This window comes from Streptosporangium sp. NPDC023615 (assembly GCF_040640155.1).
In the GTDB taxonomy this organism is placed as follows: domain Bacteria; phylum Actinomycetota; class Actinomycetes; order Streptosporangiales; family Streptosporangiaceae; genus Streptosporangium.
This window is the reverse complement of sequence record NZ_JBFABE010000012.1, coordinates 24,377-43,192: the sequence shown is the minus strand read 5'-3', so window position 1 is coordinate 43,192 and position 18,816 is coordinate 24,377. Positions and strand designations below refer to the sequence as shown.

16 protein-coding genes are annotated in these 18,816 nt (G+C 73.5%); 10 read left to right on the top strand and 6 right to left on the bottom strand.

Annotation, left to right across the window (positions count from 1 at the left end; translation table 11 throughout):
• Positions 1–412 precede the first annotated feature (412 nt).
• From AB0G16_RS12220 to AB0G16_RS12205, 4 genes are all read right to left on the bottom strand, one after another.
• The gene (locus AB0G16_RS12220) at positions 413–643 is read right to left on the bottom strand and encodes a DUF3107 domain-containing protein (protein ID WP_362802849.1); all 231 of its coding nucleotides are present in this window, start codon (positions 641–643) and stop codon (positions 413–415) included.
• Between the two features lie 143 nt (positions 644–786).
• Positions 787–1,416: a TetR/AcrR family transcriptional regulator gene (locus tag AB0G16_RS12215; protein WP_362802846.1), complete on the bottom strand. Its 630-nt coding sequence runs from the start codon at positions 1,414–1,416 to the stop codon at positions 787–789.
• 61 nt (positions 1,417–1,477) lie between these two features.
• On the bottom strand, positions 1,478–1,777 hold the full coding sequence (locus AB0G16_RS12210; protein WP_362802844.1) for a hypothetical protein: 300 nt from the start codon (positions 1,775–1,777) through the stop codon (positions 1,478–1,480).
• Between the two features lie 590 nt (positions 1,778–2,367).
• Positions 2,368–2,682, bottom strand: coding sequence for a hypothetical protein (locus AB0G16_RS12205; RefSeq protein WP_362802841.1), 315 nt, complete (start codon positions 2,680–2,682; stop codon positions 2,368–2,370).
• Between the two features lie 439 nt (positions 2,683–3,121).
• Between AB0G16_RS12205 and AB0G16_RS12200 the strand changes: the two genes are divergently transcribed.
• Complete coding sequence (locus tag AB0G16_RS12200; RefSeq protein ID WP_362802838.1) at positions 3,122–4,033, top strand: alpha/beta hydrolase; 912 nt, start codon at positions 3,122–3,124, stop codon at positions 4,031–4,033.
• An 81-nt stretch (positions 4,034–4,114) separates the two neighbouring features.
• Positions 4,115–5,296 carry an adenylyltransferase/sulfurtransferase MoeZ gene (gene moeZ, locus AB0G16_RS12195; protein WP_362802836.1) on the top strand — a complete coding sequence of 394 codons (1,182 nt, stop codon included), beginning with the start codon at positions 4,115–4,117 and terminating at the stop codon, positions 5,294–5,296.
• A 74-nt stretch (positions 5,297–5,370) separates the two neighbouring features.
• On the opposite strand, the gene AB0G16_RS12190 is transcribed toward moeZ, so the two are convergent.
• On the bottom strand, positions 5,371–5,676 hold the full coding sequence (locus AB0G16_RS12190) for a transcriptional regulator (RefSeq protein ID WP_362802833.1): 306 nt from the start codon (positions 5,674–5,676) through the stop codon (positions 5,371–5,373).
• Entirely contained in the window at positions 5,673–6,155 is a 483-nt protein-coding gene (locus AB0G16_RS12185) for a hypothetical protein (protein WP_362802831.1), read from the bottom strand. The genes AB0G16_RS12190 and AB0G16_RS12185 overlap by 4 nt, the downstream gene beginning before the upstream one ends.
• 129 nt (positions 6,156–6,284) lie before the next feature.
• Here AB0G16_RS12185 and AB0G16_RS12180 point away from each other — a divergent pair, with 129 nt between their 5' ends.
• The 8 genes from AB0G16_RS12180 (at position 6,285) to AB0G16_RS12145 (ending at position 18,797) form a co-directional block, all read left to right on the top strand.
• Positions 6,285–7,019: a hypothetical protein gene (locus AB0G16_RS12180; protein ID WP_362802828.1), complete on the top strand. Its 735-nt coding sequence runs from the start codon at positions 6,285–6,287 to the stop codon at positions 7,017–7,019.
• 89 nt (positions 7,020–7,108) lie between these two features.
• Entirely contained in the window at positions 7,109–8,404 is a 1,296-nt protein-coding gene (locus AB0G16_RS12175; RefSeq protein ID WP_362802825.1) for a S8 family serine peptidase, read from the top strand.
• A gap of 135 nt (positions 8,405–8,539) precedes the next feature.
• The gene (locus tag AB0G16_RS12170) at positions 8,540–9,508 is read left to right on the top strand and encodes a hypothetical protein (protein WP_362802822.1); all 969 of its coding nucleotides are present in this window, start codon (positions 8,540–8,542) and stop codon (positions 9,506–9,508) included.
• Complete coding sequence (locus AB0G16_RS12165; RefSeq protein WP_362802819.1) at positions 9,502–11,085, top strand: S8 family serine peptidase; 1,584 nt, start codon at positions 9,502–9,504, stop codon at positions 11,083–11,085. Before AB0G16_RS12170 ends, AB0G16_RS12165 begins: the two co-directional genes overlap by 7 nt.
• 129 nt (positions 11,086–11,214) lie before the next feature.
• Positions 11,215–11,565 (top strand): hypothetical protein, encoded by a 351-nt coding sequence (locus AB0G16_RS12160; RefSeq protein WP_362802816.1) that lies wholly within the window; start codon positions 11,215–11,217, stop codon positions 11,563–11,565.
• Positions 11,553–11,861 (top strand): MGMT family protein, encoded by a 309-nt coding sequence (locus AB0G16_RS12155; protein ID WP_362802813.1) that lies wholly within the window; start codon positions 11,553–11,555, stop codon positions 11,859–11,861. The genes AB0G16_RS12160 and AB0G16_RS12155 overlap by 13 nt, the downstream gene beginning before the upstream one ends.
• 113 nt (positions 11,862–11,974) lie before the next feature.
• Positions 11,975–14,905 carry a CDP-glycerol glycerophosphotransferase family protein gene (locus tag AB0G16_RS12150; RefSeq protein WP_362802810.1) on the top strand — a complete coding sequence of 977 codons (2,931 nt, stop codon included), beginning with the start codon at positions 11,975–11,977 and terminating at the stop codon, positions 14,903–14,905.
• 313 nt (positions 14,906–15,218) lie between these two features.
• Positions 15,219–18,797 carry an ATP-dependent DNA helicase gene (locus AB0G16_RS12145; RefSeq protein WP_362802807.1) on the top strand — a complete coding sequence of 1,193 codons (3,579 nt, stop codon included), beginning with the start codon at positions 15,219–15,221 and terminating at the stop codon, positions 18,795–18,797.
• Positions 18,798–18,816 lie beyond the last annotated feature (19 nt).

The window sequence follows — 18,816 nt, the reverse complement described above, 5'->3', positions numbered from 1 at the left end:
ACGGGACGCGCCTCGGGCGGGCTCCGTGGAGGGGGTGTCGGCGGGGCCGGTCCGCGGATCGGGGCGCGTGGGGCCGTGAACGGCTGTAGCGTGCCAGGCATGAGGGCCTCGCGCCGCTATGGCAGTTCCTTGACGAGATGTGGGCCGAACCGCTGGACCTCGCGTCCGGTGTTGCGCAGGGGAGGCGCCGGATGCCCGGCCTTCGGCCGGGAGCACCTGATCCGCGTCCGGCGTCCGCGCGGCTGCGGGTTCGGCGAGCGGGACGACTGTCCGGGCACCTGAGCGGCCGGTGGCGGTGATCCGCCGGGTGTGCCCGTGCCGGATCCGGTGATCCGGTGGGCGTGCCCGTGCCGGATCCGCGGACCGCGCCACGCCGGTGAGGGGCGACGACCTGGCGCGAGCCCGGGATCCGTCAGAGCGTGCCGCCGAAGCCGACGGGACGCGCCTCCTCCTCACCGATCTCGACGAAGCCGAGTGAGGCGACGGGAACGATGACCTTGCGGCCGTTGACGTCGGTGATGGTGAAGACGCCGTTGTCGGCCGCGAACGCCGAGCTCAGCTCGCTCTCGACCTGCTCGGCCGTGAGGTCGGTCTCCACCACGAGTTCACGGTGCACGGAACGCACGCCGATCTTGATTTCCATCCTGCTCCCTTTCGATGAGGGTTGCTCGTCCCATGGTCGCCCCATCGGGGATCCGGCGCGCCGTCTGATCGCGTCAAGCGAACAGCGGATCGCGCCGAGCGGACGGCGCGAGGAGGGGAGGGCCGGTCCCGGGACCGTCGAGCTCAGTGGTCGGCGACGGTGCGGGGGAAACCGGAGATGCCGCGCCACGACAGGCGGGCGATCAGCTGGGTGGCCGCGTCCTTGGGGATCGAGCCGTTGCTGGTGATCCAGTAGCGGGCGCTGACCTCGGCCATGCCGACGAGCCCGACGCCCAGCAGGCGCGCCTCGTCGCTGGAGCAGCCGGTGTCCTCCTGGATCACCTGGCTGATCATTTCGGCGCTCTCGCGGAGGTTGCGCTCCATCCGCTGGCGGACCGGGGCCACGTTGCGCAGGTCGGACTCGAACACCAGCCGGAACGCCTCGCCCTGGCTGGAGACGAAGTCGAAGAAGGCGCCGATCGCGGCCTGGACGCGCTGCTTGTTGTCCGTGGTCGAGGCGAGCGCGTCACGGCAGCGGGCGATCATGTCGTCCACGTGCAGGTCGAGCAGGGCCAGGTAGAGCTCCTGCTTGCCCGGGAAGTGCTGGTACAGGACCGGCTTGCTGACCCCGGCCCGCTCGGCGATCTCGTCCATCGCGGCCGCGTGGTACCCGTTCTCCACGAAGACCTCCTGCGCCGCGCTGAGCAACTGGCGGCGGCGGGCCGTCCGGGGCAGCCGGGTGCCCCGGGGCTTGGCGTCCGGGGTAGCGGTCACGTGGGTCTCCTCGGGTGATGCTCCTGGCGTCTGGGGTCATCCTACGCGTGGGTAAAAGGCGTCAGCGATAGTCGTCCTCGTCGAGTTCGACCGTGCGCCGCTGCTCGAAGGCGTCGGCCGGGTCGGCCTCCAGGGGGATGACCTCGGGCCATTCCGGGTCGTCCTCGCGCGGGGCGCGGCTCTGCTCCACGACGTCGGAGGGGTCGGCCTCCCCCTCGGCCGAGGAGGGGAGCGAGGTGGAGCCGCCTTCGCGTGCCGAGCGCCGCTGTTCGGCGGCGTCGGCCTCGGGCGTCTCGACCGGGAGGTCCTCGGGGCGGTGGTCGGCCGTCCCGTCACGCTGGGTCTCGCCGTGCGCGTCCATGTCTGAGATCCCCTGTCGTCATCCGGGCTTCGGCACGTTCCCTCTCCCGTCCCGGTTCCCGCAAACGTCGGACACCGCCCAGCGTACGACCTGCGACGGCGGACACCCGGGTAGGCGCGGCACCGGCTCGCCGAGGACGGCACCCGCGGCCTCGGCCGTTCCGGGCGCTCCGGGGGACCGGGCGACCTCACGGGCGCTCACGACCGTCACGCGGGCGGGGGAGGGCGTCCGGGGGCGCGGGGACGGGGGCGGGGGCGGGGAGGGCGGTCCGGGACGGCGGGTGGGAGGAGCGTCCGGGAACGGCACGGGGCGGGGACACCGCGGTCCGAGAACCGCGCTGCCCCCGCCCGTGTTCGTGAGAAATGAGAACTCGCACTGTGTCGAGAGGCAGGATTCCGGGAAACCGTCTCCCGATTCCCGCTTTCACCGTCCGGGTCGCTTCTTCACGGAGGAAGAACGATCTGGCCGGATGCGGAACCCCTGTCCCTCCGTCACGGTTCCGGAATCGCGAAAGGCCGCGAATCCCCGTGAGTGTAACGACATTCCGAGGTCACGTCACGCCGGATCAGGACGTGAGCGCGATCCGGTGACTACTGGACCGGTGCGACGACGCCGCCGGTGACGAGCGGCACGACGCGGTCGGTACGGTTCTCCAGGTCGTTGTTGTTGTCGTTGTTGTTGTTGATGATCAGCTTGAAGCGCTTGTGGTGGTGACGGTACCGGTCGCCGCAGCAGTGACGACGGTGGCCCCAGCCGCAGCCGGAGGTCGGGAAGGCGGCGGCGGTCACCGTGGTGGCCGTGGCGCCGGCGGACGTGACGGTGGTCGCTGCGCCCATACCGACGACTCCACCGGTCAGCGCCGTGCTGATCGCGAGCCCTGCGATGACACTCTTGAACTTGGGCATTGCGTTTCCCCCTTGAAAGGTTCGGTTACCCGATTCTCGGCATTTTCTGGCAAAAGCCAGCAAATGCCGGAGATGGCCAGTGATGAGCCATCCCTGCTTGTCATGGTTTCCTCGCATCTCTACTGACAAACGAATATCGGGGGCTTTTGCCCTTTGTTTGGTCGTTTGTTGTCAGCCTTAGATAATGAACACTACTTTTATCGTGAAATGTCTTTAATGTCGCATTTATTCTGAGGCGCGTCACGGGTCGATCCCGGGGGCCGCCCATGGCCCCCGGGGAGCCCGCCCGGTTGATTGATATGATTTATACTTATAAAACGCTCAATAAAAGACATGAGGGACAAGGAGGGATATGCGGCTTTCGTTCGCCTGGGAGGCGGGCTTCTGGCAGCCCTCACGCCGAACTATCGTGGAGGGAGGCGGACGAGGAGGAGGAGCAGTGGCGCGTACCCCGATCCCCCACTGGCCGGGGGAGATGGTCGATCTCGGCATCCAGCGGGTCCACGTGCGGTCCACGCCGCGAGACGCCGCGGAGACCGCCGTCTACGTCCACGGGCTGGCGGGTTCCGCGACCAACTGGACCGATCTGATGGGCGAGCTCTCCGGCCTGGTGACCGGCCACGCCGTCGACCTGCCCGGCGCCGGGTACTCTCCCGAGCCCCCGGACGGCGACTACTCCGTCGACGCCCACGCCCGGATCGTCACCGCGCTGATCGAACGGGTCGCCACCGGGCCGGTCCACCTGTTCGGCAACTCCCTGGGCGGGGCCGTCTCGGTCCGGGTCGCCGCCACCCGCCCCGAACTGGTCCGCTCGCTCACCCTGATCTCACCGGCCATGCCCGACCTCCTTCCCCGGTACGGGCCGGCGCGGGTGGCGCTGTCCACGGTGCCCCGCCTCGGCGAGTGGGCCGCGGACCGGCTGACCATGCTGCCCGCCGAGCGCAGGCTCGGCGCCACCATGGCCATGTGCTACGCCGACGTCGGGCGGATCCACCCCGACCGCCTGCGGGAGGCGGCCGAGGAACTGCGCCGCAGGGACGGGCTGCCGTACTCGGGGGCGGCGCTGATCAACTCGGCGCGCGGCATCGTCGCCGAGTACTTCCGGCGCGGCGAGGCGAACCTGTGGCGGCAGGCCGCCACGGTGGACGCCCCCACGCTGGTGATCCACGGCCGCCACGACCGGCTCGTCAACCCCCGGATGGCGGCCCGCGCCGGGCGGACCTTCCCCCGGGTACGGCTGGTGCTGCTGCCCGACGCCGGGCACGTCGCACAGATGGAACTGCCCGAACGCGTGGCCCGCGAGGCCCGTCTCCTGATCCGCGAGGCGCTCCTCGCGCCGGTCGGGGAATGACCCGGGCGCCGCCTTGGTTTGTGCAGGGAGCGTGCTGTGCTAGCCGCAATCGCCGAGACCCCCTGAAACGGGAGCAGAACTGTGTCGTTGCCACCGCTGGTAGAGCCGGCCGCCGAGCTGACCGTCGACGAGGTGCGCCGCTACTCGCGCCACCTGATCATTCCCGACGTGGGCATGGCCGGGCAGAAGCGCTTGAAGAACGCCAAGGTGCTCTGTGTGGGCGCCGGCGGCCTGGGTTCACCCGCCCTGCTCTATCTCGCCGCCGCGGGCGTGGGCACGCTCGGTGTGATCGACTTCGACGTGGTCGACGAGTCCAACCTGCAGCGGCAGGTGATCCACGGGCAGTCCGACGTGGGCCGGCCCAAGGCCGAGAGCGCCGCCGACAGCGTCAAGGAGATCAATCCGCTGGTCGACGTGGTCGTCCACAACGAGGCGCTCACCACCGACAACGTGATGGAGATCTTCTCCGGCTACGACCTGATCGTGGACGGCACCGACAACTTCGCCACCCGCTACATGGTCAACGACGCGGCCGTCCTGCTCGGCAAGCCGTACGTCTGGGGGTCGATCTACCGCTTCGACGGGCAGGCCAGCGTGTTCTGGGCCGAGCACGGCCCCTGCTACCGCTGCCTCTACCCCGAGCCCCCGCCGCCCGGCATGGTCCCCTCCTGCGCCGAGGGCGGCGTGCTCGGCGTGCTGTGCGCGTCGATCGGTTCCATCCAGGTCAACGAGGCCATCAAGCTCCTCGCGGGCATCGGCGAGCCGCTGGTCGGCCGGCTGATGATCTACGACGCCCTGGAGATGAACTACCGCTCGGTCAAGGTCCGCAAGGACCCCGAGTGCGTGCTCTGCGGCAAGAACCCCACGGTCACCGGCCTGCTGGAGGACTACGAGGCGTTCTGCGGCGCGGTCTCCGAGGAGGCCCAGGAGGCCGCCTCCGGCTCCACGATCACCGCGGCCGACCTCAAGTCCATGCAGGACCGGGGCGAGAACGTCTACGTGATCGACGTCCGCGAGCCCAACGAGTACGAGATCGTGTCCATCCCGGGCGCCGTGCTCATCCCCAAGGGCGAGTTCCTCAACGGCTCCGCCCTGGAGGGGCTCCCGCAGGACAAGAAGATCGTCCTGCACTGCAAGTCCGGCGCCCGCTCCGCCGAGGTGCTGGCGATCGTCAAGAACGCCGGCTTCTCCGACGCCGTCCACGTCGGCGGCGGCGTGCTGAGCTGGATCAAGACGGTCGACCCGAGCCTGCCGGCCTACTAGGCGGCACCGGCCGATCCGTGCCCGAGCGCCCCGCCGGCGATCGTCCGGCGGGGCGCTTCGCGCGCCGGTCGGGATCATTCCGGGGTGAGGGTGAGCCCCGAGCTCGCGACGATCTCCTGGAGGGCGGTGACGTGCGCCCGATAGGCCCGCCGGCCCGTGGCCGAGAGCTTGAGCCAGGTACGCGGGCGCTTGCCCACGTACCCCTTGCGGACGTCGACGTAGCCGGCCGCCTCCAGGGCGGCGGCGTGCTTGGACAGCACCGAGTCGCTCACTCCCACCTGGTCGCGGACGAACCCGAACTCCGCCTCCTCCGCGGCGGCCAGCAGCGAGACGATCCGCAACCTGGCGGGCGCGTGGATGACGGGGTCGAGTTCGCTCACCGATCCTCTCCGGTCCTCTCGATCCTGGCCGCGAGCCGGCCCGATATCCAGCGCCCGACGAACGGCCCGGTGGCGGCCATGAACCCCGTCATCGTCAGGCATCCGTAGGTGCCGGAGTAGGCGACCCCGGCGGCCTCCAGCGGGAAGGTGACGGCGAACGCCACGCCCATGCTCACCATCACCCAGAGCACGAACCCCACCAGCCCCGCCGGCTCCAGGAGACTCCGGTGGGCGCGCATCCGAGCGGTGAGGGCCAGCTTCAGCACCAGCCCCACCAGGGCGATCGTCAGCGCGACGACACCGCCGATCGTCAACGCCGGGTCGGTGCCGGGTTCGCAGACGAACACGATCCCGGTGCAGAACAGGGCCACGCCGACGGGATACCAGGCGGGGAACCAGGGTTCGGCGCGCAGGGCACGCGCCTGGGTGGTGCGGACCTCGGCCAGCGTGCGGGCGGCGTCCTCGGGGGAGATGCTCATCGGGGATCCTCGCTTTCTTTCTAGTTTGGAAAGTACTTTCTACTTTCCAAACCGTCAAGTACTTTTCGTTCCGACTGATCAGGACGGAACGGCGGATGACATCAGGCTTGCCGCATTAAGGTCGAGAGCGTGACCGAAGTCCCACGTCAGCGACGCCGTTCATGGCCCGCGCTGTTCGTGGCGTCCGTGCTGACGCTGTTCTGCGCGGCCGTGGCCGGAGTGGCGGCCAGCGCCGCCGGGGCGGAGCTCACCCGCGGCCCGACCCAGGCCGAGCTCGACCGGGCCGCCCTGGACGAGGTGGCCAGGCGCTGGCGTGCCTGGCCGGCGGGACGGATCTTCCCCGCGACCGTCCGCTACGCCGCGGAGCAGGGGGGCGAGGAGCGGGCACGCCGGGTGGGCATCTCACCGCAGATCCGCTGCGACATCGCGGTCGACGCCGGGCTGCGCGGGACGCTGCGGCGCGCGGGCTGCCTGGGCGTCCTGCGCGCCACCTACATCGACGCCCTGCAGGGCGTCGTCGTCACCGTGGGCGTGGCCGCCTTCACCGACGAGATCGGCGCCGCCCGGGTGAAGGCGGCGCTGCCCGGAGGGGGACGGCCCTCGCCCGGGCTGAGGGCCCTGGCCTTCCGCGGCACCGTCACCGACCGTTTCACCTCCGCCGGCCGCCAGGCGAGCGTCGTCCGCCACGCCGGGCCGTACGTGGTGATGGCCACGGCCGGGCAGACCGACGGCCGCCCCGCCAGGGCGGTCGGCGAGCAGCGTCCCACCCTCTTCGCGTTCACCGGTGACATCGCCGACCGCATCCTCGCGGGCCTGTCCACGCCCGCCCGTCCCGACTGCGGCTCCGCGGAGTGGCGGTGCTGAGCGCGGCCCGGACGCCCACGGCATCGGCCGCACCGACCGCACCGCCGGTGCCGGCGGCACCGGCGCCGGCGAGGCCGGCGAGGCCGGCGGTGCTCACAGGGGTGACGGGGGCGGCGGGGCCCACGGCGGTGCTGGCGCTGACCCTGGTGGCCCTGACCCTGGTGGCCCTGACCGCGCTGGTGGCGGCGACGCCGGTGCCGGTCGCGCGGGCCGACGACGTCCGGGACAGCCAGCGACAGGTCCTGCGGACCCTCGGCCTGCCCGCCGCGTGGCGGACCTCCAGGGGCGGGGGCGTCACCGTGGCCGTGCTCGACTCCGGCGTGGACCTCGCCCACCGCGACCTGAGCGGCTCGGTCGTCGAGGGCAAGGACTTCACGGTGGGGGCCAACCCGTCGTGGGTCAGGCCCCTGCGGCTGCACGGCACCTACATGGCGTCGCTCATCGCCGGCCACGGTCACGGACCCGGCGGGAGCGACGGGGTGATCGGGGTCGCGCCCGAGGCGAAGGTGCTGTCGGTACGGGTCATCCTGGAGGACGAGGAACCGGGCTTCCACGAGTTCAACACCGCCCAGCGCTACGAGAACGTGGTGGCCAAGGGCATCCGGTACGCCGTGGACCACGGCGCCGACGTGATCAACATGTCGATCTCCAAGGACCTGGCGACCCGCCAGGAGCGGTCGGCGGTCCGTTACGCGATCTCCAAGGGGGTCGTACTCGTCGCGGCGGCGGGCAACGAGGGCGCCGTGAAGCCCGCCGGCGACGGCCACACCCCCTACTCCTACCCGGCGGCCTTCCCCGGGGTGGTCTCGGTGGCGGCGGCCGACCGGGGGCTGCGCCGGGCCTCCTTCTCCAACCGGAACCCCTCCGTCCTGGTGGCGGCGCCCGGGGTGGACATCCTCGGCGCCGGTCCCGGCGACGAGTACTGGGTCGGGCGCGGCACCTCGCAGGCCACCGCGCTGGTCTCCGGCGTCGCCGCCCTCATCAAGAGCAAGTACCCGAAGATGTCGCCCGGCCTGGTCGTGCAGGCCATCACCGCGGGGGTCACCCGGCGGCCGGACGGCGGCTACGACACCGGCATGGGCTTCGGTGTGGTCAACGCCGGCCGTGCCCTGGCCGCGGCGGGGCGGATCTCCGGGCACACCCTCACCGCCAGGGGGGCCGGTGGCCACGATCCCGCCCGCCCGCTGGGCCCGCCGGCCGAGCCGGTGCGCGTCGTCCACCGAGACCGGGGCAGGATCACCCTGTACGGCGGGGTCGCCGCGGCGGCGGGGCTCGGCGCGGTCGTCTCCCTGACCGGGATCGCGGTCTCCATGGGCCGCACCCGCTCCCCCCGGGCCCTGGACCGGCCGGTGCGCGATCCGGTCGCCGTACCGCCGCGTGGGTGACCCCCGCGCGGCCCGGGCGACCCTCGGTCCCGTCCGGGCGGTCCGCCCGGACGCGCGGGCGGCCGGCGGGGGCGCGAGCCGTGAAAATACCCGGCGCCGATAGGGCTGGGAGGCCCCGCGACGTAGCATCGGAGTATGTCGCAGCCAGGGCGGTCCCAGGAGCCGGAGCGGCGCCAGGGAAGCACCGCCCCCCGCGCTCGCGGCGGCTGGCCGCCGTCCGGTTCCCGGGTGAGCGGCACGGGGGCGGGCCGGGCCGGGCGAGCGGGCGGGCCGGGCACGCCGGGCGCCGGGGCCAGGCGGTCCCGGGTGCGGAGCTGGCCCGCGGCACGTCGTGACCGCGCGGCCCTCCAGCGCGCCGAGCTGGCCGACCTGGAGCAGGGCGTCCGGTTCCGTACGATCTTCCTGCTCCTGATCGGCACGATCCTCGCGGTCGCCGTGACCAACATGCTGACCGGCGCGGCCGGGCTGGTGCGCGAGACGAGATCGCGCCCGCTGACCGCCGCCGAGCAGGACCGCTACATCAGGGACGACATCGCCGCCCGCTGGCACAGCTGGTCGGCGGACCTGGTCTTCCCCGTCGAGCTGGAGTACATCGGCCTGGGCCGGGTGCAGCAGTACGCCCACAGGATCGGGCTGGCTCCCGAGGTCTCCTGCGCGGCGGGCACGGACGCGCCGGTCGGCTCGGTGCTCACCGAGTACGGCTGCCGCACGCTGCTGCGCGCCACCTACGCCGACCAGACGTCCACGTTCGTCTTCACCGTGGGCATCGCCGTGCTCGGCGACGAGGACCGGAGGATCGCCGCCTCGGCGCAACTGGCGGTGGACGACCGGGTGGGGGTGCGCCCGGTGGCCTTCCCGGGCACCGCGAGCGAGCTGTTCGGAGCCGCCCAGCGCCAGCGGAACGCCTGGACGGGCGTCGGCCCCTACCTGGTCTTCTCCACCGCCGGCTACGCCGACGGCCGTACCCGCCAGGCGGTCGCGCCCGAGGAGATCCTGCACAGCGAGCTGTGGCCCGCCGCCCAGGCGGTCGCCGGGCGCATCGCCCGCGCCCTCGGGGACGAGCCCAGCGCCGTGCCCCAGTGCACCCAGGGGAACGTGTGCTGAGGCCGCCCCGGCGCCGGGCCACGGGAACGCCGGTCGCGCCGACCGTGCCGGCGGTGCTGGCGGTGCTGGCGGTGCTCCTCGTCCTGGTCGCGGCGCCGGTCGCGTTCCCCCTCCCGGCGTGGGCCGGATCCCCGGTCGCCGGTGCGCCTCCCCTCCCGGGCGCGCCTTCCCTCCCGGGCGCGCCTCCCGTCCCGGGCGCGCCGCTCGTGCCCGGCGCGTCCCCGCGAGGTGCCGCTCCGCCGGACGGTGCCGCGGACGCGCGCGAGGACCAGCGCTGGGTGCTGGAGATGCTCGACGCCGAGGAGGCCTGGAAGGTCACCCGGGGCGCGGGCGTCACCGTGGCCCTGGTGGACAGCGGGGTGGACGACCGGGTCGCCGAGCTGCGGGGGCGCGTGATCTCCGGCCCGGACATGGGATCGGTCGCGTTCGACCGGAACCGGCCGGACGACGCGCGGCACGGCACGGCCATGGCCTCGCTCATCGCCGGGAGCGGCAGGGGTGACGGCGGCGGGGACGCAGGGAGCGGCGGGGACGACGGCGCCGGGGACGGGAGCGCGAACGGCCTGCTGGGAATCGCCCCGGAGTCCAGGATCCTCTCGTTGCCGTTGATCGTCGAGGAGCGGCCGGAGGACGGCTCCCCGCTGCGCGACGAGGACCTGCGCTCGGGGGAGGACAGTCCCCTGGCCCGCGCGATCCGCTACGCCGTCGACCACGGCGCCCAGGTCGTCAGCATGTCGCTGGGCGCCTACGGCCCGCAGCGGAGCGAGCGGGAGGCCGTGTCGTACGCGCTCTCCAAGGGGGTGGTGCTGGTCGCGGCCGTGGGCAACGACGGCGACTCCCCCTACGCCCTGGAGAAGGGCACGTCCTTCTGGAACTTCCCGGCCGGCTACTCCGGGGTCATCGGCGTGGGCGCGGTGGACGAGCTGGGCAGGCCGGCGGAGTTCAGCAGCGACAACCTGTCGATCCAGGTCGCGGCGCCGGGGGTCGGCGTCCCGGTGGTCCTGCCCGGCGGGGGGTACGGCTCCTCGGAGGGGACCAGCTCGTCGACCGCCCTGGTGGCCGGGATCGCCGCTCTGATAAAAGCGAAATATCCCGACATCACCCCGCGATTGGTGGCGCGGGCCCTCACCGACACGGCCACGTCCCGCCCGCGGGCGGGCTATGACGACCATGTCGGGTTCGGTGTGGTCAACGCCGCCGCGGCCCTGGCCGAGGCGGGCCGGCTGACGGCGGGCGCGGCCCGGGTGCCGCTCCCTGTCCCCGAGGGGATGCGCTTCGGCGAGGGCGTCGCGCCCGCCGAGCCCGCCAGGCCCGGTCCCGAGCCCGCGCGGCTCTGGCTGTACGGGACGGGCCTCGGCGCCGGCGTGCTGGCGTTCGCCGGGGCCGTGGTGATGCTCAGGCGTCCCGGCCGGAGCGGACCGGGCGCGGCGGGGGCGGCACCGGCGGGGGCGGGGGCGACGAGGAGGACGAGGAGGACGAGGAACACGGCGACCGGGACGGCGGGGACGCCTGGGGCGGTCAGGACGGCGGGGGCGGCGGGGGCGGGGAACGGGTGGCGTCGAAGGCCGCGCGCGTGAGTGATGTTCGACGTCGTTTCGACTGCGTTTTGGACACCGTTCGGATGCGGTAGCCGGGATGTCTGAATTCCCGCTCCGGAATGTCGGCGGCGTTCGCTAGTGTCGCGCACCATGGGGTACGAGTTGCGTGTGGAGCGCCCTGCGCCTCTCGTGTTCGCGGAACTCGCGAGCGTGCTGGGGCAGGCGGGGTTCGAGTTCAGGGGGACGCAGGAGGCGGGGGAGGTCCTGGCCCGCCACGGCGACACGGTCCATGCCGTGGCGGCGTGGAACGGCCGTCTGTCCGGAACCCCGGGGTCGGACTGGCAGGTGGCCCAGCTCGCGCGCGTATCCGCGCTCCTGGGCGCGCGGCTGGTCGGTGAGGACGGCGAGTCCTACGGGATCCGGGACGGGATGGTCGAGCAGGTGAACGGCTCGGCGGTCTACGAGTTCGGCAAGCTCGACGAGATCCTCTCGGCCGGGCCGACCGTATGGAGCCGGTAGGCCACCCCACCCCGTACGCCGAGCGGGTGCTCGACCTGGTCGAGCGCATCCCGCCGGGCATGGTCATGTCGTACGGGGACATCGCCGACTACCTGGGCGAGGGTGGCCCGCGCCAGGTCGGCAGGGTGATGTCCACCTGGGGCGGGGGAGTCCCCTGGTGGCGCGTGGTGCACGCCGACGGCACCCCCCCGCCGGGCCACGAGCGGCGCTGTCTGGAAAACTGGGGGACCGAACGCACCCCCCTGCGGGGCGCGCGCGTGGACATGCGCGCGGCCAGATGGGACGGAAAGCCGTAGATCACGAAATCCTGTAAATCTCGCAAGCCCGTAATCCACGGCGTAACCGCCTCCGCCGGGGCGCACTACCATGGCCAGGGACAGCGCTCTGTCCGAAAGGCGGTGCTTTCCTCATGGCCACCGGTGCCACCCCCGCACGAGCCAGCGGCGATCCCGTCGTTGACCGGCTGCGGGCTGTCCAGGATCTCTGCGACCGGGGCGAACCACTCGCCTCGATCATGGACGCCGTCCTGGCCGACGGGCTGAAACCGGAGGAGCGCCGGCGCTTCGACGCCGACGCGCTGGCCGGACCGCTGGGCACCCGCCTGGACATCGCGACCAAGCGCGGCGCCGCCCGGCGACGTGATTTCGTCACGCTGGTCAAGCCGTACGTGACCGGCGTCGACCCGAAGGTCAAGCGCGAGCTGCCGGTCGCCCGCAGGATCGCCTTCCACCTGATCGAGCACCGCTCGGTGGACGAGCTGGCCGACGGCGAGGCGCTGCAGAAGCTGGTGACCGCCGCCGCGGAGCCGTCCAAGCGTGTCCGCAAGAACCTGCGCTGGTACGCCGACCTGCCGCTCCAGGACGAGCTGCCCGAGGAGCTGTTCCGGCTGCGGGCCGCCGACCTGATCCCGATGACGCAGGTCGAGGACCTGTCCTGGTCCGGCGGGCGGTTACGCGTCAGCGGGCACGCCTACCTGGCCGGTCTCTCGGTGCGCAGCCGCCGCCTCAACCGGGCCACCGTGGTGCTGCGCGGCCCGCGCTGGCTGCCGCCGGTGCGGATGCGTACCCGCAGGGTCTTCCACCCCGAGGCGACCCACGGGGCCGAGGAGGCCGGCTGCAACTACGACTGGTCCGGCTTCGTCGCCGAGCTGAGCCCCTGGCCGCTGCGCTGGCGTTCGTCGGTGCGGGCGGTGGTGCGGGGCGGCAAGCGGCTGCTGCGCCGCCGCGAGACCGTGCAGGACACCACCACCTGGCGCGCCGAGATCGTGATCTGGAGCCGTGGCGCCCGCTCGGTCGGCCTGCTGCGCGGCCCCACCACCGGCCGTACCGAGCGGCCCGCCGGCCTGGATCTCGGCAAGGGCTGGTGGATCCGCCCGGTGTGGACCTCCGACCGGGCGCTGCAGATCGTGCTCCAGCCGACCCGGGCCGAGCTGAGCGGCGTGCGGCTGGAGGGCGAGCGCCTGGAGGTGGGCGTCTTCCTGCCGGGCAAGGAGGTGACCCGGGGCCAGGCCCGCCTGAACGGCCACCGGATCGCCGCCGACTTCACCCCCGTCGAGGGCGGCACCGCCGTGGTGGTGCCGCTCGCGGTCGACTCGCTGCTGCAGGAACGCGACGGCGGCCGGCTCTGGATCGAGCCCAAGGGCGACCCGGCGGCCTCCGTCATGATCGGAAAGGCGGAGGAGAGCCGCACGGTCGTCGGCGACCGGGAGATCACCGTCCTGCGCGACCGCCGCGACCGGGTGATCGTCTCGGCGCACCGGATCCACCCGGTCGTCACCTCGGCCGTCTGGGACGAGGCGGGCACGCTCACGCTGGAGGGCTCCTACCCCGGGTCCGGCGCGGCCGAGCTGACCCTCAAGCACCGCACCGGCCTGATCCACGCGATCCCGCTGGAGCGCGAGGGCTCCCGTTTCACGGTGCGGTTCGCGCCGGCCGCGATGCCGAGGTTCGGCGACGCGGCCCCGCTGGGCAGCGGCACCTGGAGCATGGCGGTCCGCGCGGGGAAGGGGAAGGGCCAGATCGTCCCGCTGCGCGTCGACCACGCCATCCTGGACGGGCTGGACGAGGAGGTGAAGATCCGGGACGGCCGCGAGTACCGCCTGATCTCCACCCGTTTCGACGTGCCGGTGCTCTCCGTCGCCGAGCACCTGCCCGACGACGAGAAGGGCGCGGGCGGCCTGTACGCGCTGCGCCGGGGCTTCTACCCCGCCGAACGGACCCGCGAGCTCACCGACGCGACCGTCTACGTCTCCTACGACGGACGGCAGTACGAGGGCAACGTCCGCGCCGTCTACGAGGAGCGGATGCGGCGCGGCGACGGCGGCGAGCACATCTGGGTGGTCAAGGACGGCGCGTTCACGCCTCCGGGGCCCGCGGAGCTCGCGGAGCTCGGTGCGGGGGGTGCCGGGGGCGCCGGGGGCGCCGGGCCGACCGTGGTGCGCGCCGGCAGCCGCGAGCACTACGCGGCGCTGGCCCGCTCGCGGTACGTGGTGACCAACGGCTTCCTGCCGCCGTGGTTCCGGGCGCGCGACGACCAGACGGTCGTGCAGACCTGGCACGGCACCCCGCTCAAGCGGATGGGCAACGACCTGCCGCACATGGCGCGCGACCCGCGCCCGGCGGCCTGGCACCGGCAGGCCGCCGAGGTGCGCGGCTGGGACCTGCTGATCTCGCAGAGCCCCTGGGCGACCCCGGTGCTGCGCCGGGCCTTCGGCTACCAGGGCGAGGTCCTCGAGAGCGGCTACCCGCGCAACGACGTGCTGGTGGCGCCCGACCGCGAGGAGCTGGCGGCGCGGATGCGCGCGCGGCTCGGCATCGCCGAGGACGCCAGGGTGGTGCTGTACGCGCCGACCTACCGCGACTACGACCGCAGGAACGCCTCGATCCGCCTGGACCTGGCCGAGGCGCGCCGGGCGCTCGGCCCCGGGCACGAGTTCCTGATCAGGGCGCACTCGATGCAGGCGGCGCCGAACGTGCCCGCCGGCCTCGGCCGGGACGTCACGACATATCCGGATATCACGGATCTGCTGCTGATCACGGACGTGCTGGTCACGGACTACTCGTCGGTCATGGTGGACTTCGCGGCGACCGGCCGCCCGATGCTCTTCTTCACCCACGACCTGCAGCGCTACTCCTCCAAGCGGGGTCTCTACCTGGACCTGGCCGCCGAGGCGCCCGGCCCGCTGCTGTCCACCTCGGCCGAGGTGATCGAGGCCCTGGGCTCCGTCGACGAGGTGGCCGCCGCCCACGCCGAGCGCTACGAGCTCTTCCAGCGCACCTACGCGCCCCGCGACGACGGCAAGGCGACCGCGAGGCTCGTCGACCGCGTCTTCGTCCCCTGAGAGGAGCCGCCGGTTCCGCCGTTCGGGCGGGCTGACCCGCCCGGCGGGCTCCCGGGGACCGTTTTCTCGAACGGATTCCCGGGAGCCGCCCGCCGCGGCACCCTCCGGCGCTCCCGCCCAGGTCCGGGCCGTGCCCCGAGGCCCCGGCCGCCCCGCACCCGCACACGGTCCGCCACGCCCGGCGCGGAATCCGCCATGCCGTACCCCCCGACTCGGCACGATCATCGTCCGGGATCTGGTGGAATGGCGAGTTGTGAGTGGTCGGGACTGGCGGCTGGTACGTCGTGAGGATGCAGGGAAGGCTGTTGCCCCTGTGCTCGACGAGCACCAGCGGGCGGTGGTGGCGCACGAGAGCGGCCCGCTCCTCGTGCTCGCGGGGCCCGGCACGGGCAAGACCACCACGATCGTGGAGAGCGTGGTCGACCGGATCGAGCGCCGGGGCGTCGACCCCGAGCGGGTGATCGTCCTCACCTTCAGCCGCAAGGCCGCCGAGGAGCTGCGCGAGCGCATCACCGCCCGGCTGCGCCGCACCACCCGCACCCCGCTGGCCCTCACCTTCCACAGCTACGCCTACGCCCTGCTCCGCCGCGAGGCCCTGCTCGCCGGTCAGTTGCCGCCGCGCCTGCTGACCGGCCCCGAGCAGCTCCTGGAGATCCGCCGCCTGCTGCACGGCGAGCTGGAGGACGGCGCCGCGCACTGGCCGCAGGACATGCACGAGGCCCTCAAGACCCGGGGCTTCGCCGGGGAGCTGCGCGACTTCCTGGCCCGTGCCGCCGAACGCGGCCTCGACGGGCCCGAGCTGGTCGAGCTGGGCCGCCGCCACGGCCGCCCCGACTGGGTGGCCGCCGGTAGGTTCGCCGGCCGCTACCAGGCCAGGTTCGACCTCGACGTCGAACCGGTGCTCGACTACGCCGAGCTGATCCGCGCCGCCGGGGCACTGCTCTCCGACCCCGACGTCCGGGGGCGCGAGCGGTCGGCGTACGACGCGGTCTTCGTCGACGAGTACCAGGACACCGACCCGGCGCAGGAGTTCCTGCTCCGGCAGCTCGCCGGGGAGGGGCGCGACCTGGTCGTGGTCGGCGACCCGGACCAGTCGATCTACGGGTTCCGGGGCGCCGACGTCCGGGGGATCATGAACTTCCCCGACCGCTTCCGCGACGCCGCCGGGGCGAAGGCGCCGGTCGTCGCGCTGCGCGTCTGCCGCCGCAGCGGCGCCGAGCTGCTCCGGGCCACCCGGCGGGTCACCGCCCGGCTGCCCGCGATCCCGGGCGGGGCCGCCCACCGCGACCTGCGCGCCCTGCCGGAGGCCGTTCCCGGCGACGTGAAGGTGCTGGTGGCAGACGGCACCCCCCAGGAGGCGGCGATCGTGGCCGACACGCTCCGCCGGGCGCACCTGCTGGACGGCGTCCCCTGGTCGCGGATGGCGGTGCTGGTGCGCTCCGCCACGCGTCAGGTGCCGTTGCTGCGCCGCGCCCTGGTCACCGCCGGGGTGCCGGTCATGGTGACCGGCGGCGAGGTGCCGCCGTTCCAGGAGCCGGGGGTCAGGCCGTTGATCCGGCTCATCCAGGTGGCGCTGCACCCGGAGACCCTGGACGAGGGGCTGGCCGAGGAACTGCTGACCGGCGCGCTCGGCGGCACCGACATGATCGGTGTGCGCCGGCTGCGCCGCGCCCTGCGGGTCGCCGAGCACGAGGCGCTGGCCCACCCGGGCACCGTGCCGCCGGACGGGACCCCTGACGGGACTCCCGCCGGCACCTCGGACGGCACCTCGGAGGGGCGGGGGGCCGGATCGGCGGGCGGTGACGGCACCGGTACGACGGACCGGACAGGAGACACAGAAGACACCGGGGACACAGAAGACGCCGGGGACGCCGGGGACGCCGGGGACGCCGGGGACGGGGTCGAGGGCGCCGCCGGGACGGCGGACGCGGGCGGGGCCGGGGACATGGCCGGTCCGGCGGAGGAGTCGGTGACCGAGCCGGTGGCGGGAGGCGCCGTCGAGCGGGCGGCGGAGTCGGCGATCGGCGCGGTGGCCGGCCCCGCGAGCGTGGTGACGGCCGTACCGGCGGCCGAGCCCGCGACCGTACCGGCGGCCGAGCGGGTGGACGGGGCGGACACGACGGCGGACACGACGGCGGACGAGGCGGCGGACCTCTCCCTCGGGCGCGAGGCCGCCGGGCCGCGTTCCTCGGGTGAGTTGCTGGTGGCGGCGCTCAAGGACGCGCGCGAGCTGGTGCGGGTCGAGCCGCACGTGGCCGCGCCCGCCGAGCGGGTGGCCGGGCTGATCTCCGCCGCCACCGAGGCCGTACGGCGCGGCGGCACCGCCGAGGACGTGCTGTGGGCCGTCTGGCAGGCCACCGGCCTGGCCTCCCGGTGGACCGAGACCAGCCTGCGGGGCGGCGTCAGGGGCGCCATGGCCGACCGCGACCTGGACGCCGTGGTGGCGCTCTTCGACCAGGCCGCCCGGTTCGTCGACCGCCTCCCGCACGCCGGGGTGGACGTGTTCGTCGAGGACCTCGTCGCCCAGGAGATCCCCGGCGACTCCCTGGCCGAACGGGCCCCCGACGGCGACACGGTCCGCATCATGACCGCGCACCGCTCCAAGGGCCTGGAGTGGGACGTGGTGGTCGTCGCCGGGGTGCAGGAGGGCGCCTGGCCGGACCTGCGGCTGCGCGGCTCCATCCTGAGCACCGACGACATGGTCGCCAGGGCCGAGGGCTCCGAGCACGAGAACCCGGCCGCGGTCCACGCCGCGCTCGCCTCCCAGATGCTCGCCGAGGAGCGCCGGCTGTTCTACGTGGCCGCGACCCGGGCCAGAAGGCGGCTCGTCGTCACCGCGGTGGGCGGCGACGACACCGAGGAGCGGCCCTCGCGCTTCCTGACCGAGCTGGTGCCCGGCTCCACCGACGACAACGGCGTGGACGAGCGCTCGCGCTGGCTGAGCATGTCCGCGCTCGTGGCGGACCTGCGGTCGGCGGTCGCCGACTCCACCCGGCCCGAACCGCTGCGCAGGTCGGCCGCCGCGCACCTGGCCAGGCTCGCCGCCGCCGGGGTGCCCGGCGCCCACCCCAACGACTGGTACGCCCTGACCCCCCTGTCCGACGACCGCCCGCTGAGCTGGCCCGACGACATCGTGCGCGTCTCGCCCTCGGCGGTGGAGAGCTTCAGCAAGTGCGGCCTGCGCTGGCTGCTGGAGACCTCGGTCGGCGCGGGCGGCACCGACGTGGCGCGCGGCCTGGGCACGGTCGTGCACGCGCTGGCCGTGCTCGCCGCGACCGGCATGCCCACCGAGGAGACCCTCGGCAAGCGCCTGGACGACGTCTGGCACGAGCTCGACTTCGGCGGCGTCTGGTACAACCGCAAGCAGCGCAGGGTCGCCGAGGAGATGATCTCCAAGTTCGTCCGCTGGCACCAGGAGAATCCTCGCGAGCTGGTCGGTGTGGAGGAGGCGTTCACGGCCATGGTGTCGGAGGACGTGCAGATCAAGGGCCGGGTCGACCGGGTCGAGCGTGACGACGAGGGCCGAGCGGTGATCATCGACATCAAGACCGGCAAGAACGGCCCGAAGGACGCCGACCTGGAGCGCCACCCCCAGCTCGGGGTCTACCAGCTCGCCGCGCTGCTGGGCGCCTTCCAGCGGCACGGCATGACCGAGCCGGGCGGCGCCGCCCTGGTCCAGGTGGGCGACGCCGCGGGCAGGAAGGGCGCCAAGGAGCAGGCGCAGCCGCCCCTGTCACAGGACGCCGACCCCGGCTGGGCCCGGGACATGGTCGAGGACGTCGCGACCGGCATGTCGGGGCCCTCCTTCCAGGCGAAGGCCAACGACGGCTGCCGTACCTGCGCCGTGCGGTCGAGCTGCCCGGTCAGCAAGAACGGGGACCAGGTGTGCTGAGGCCCGCCGACCGCCGCGG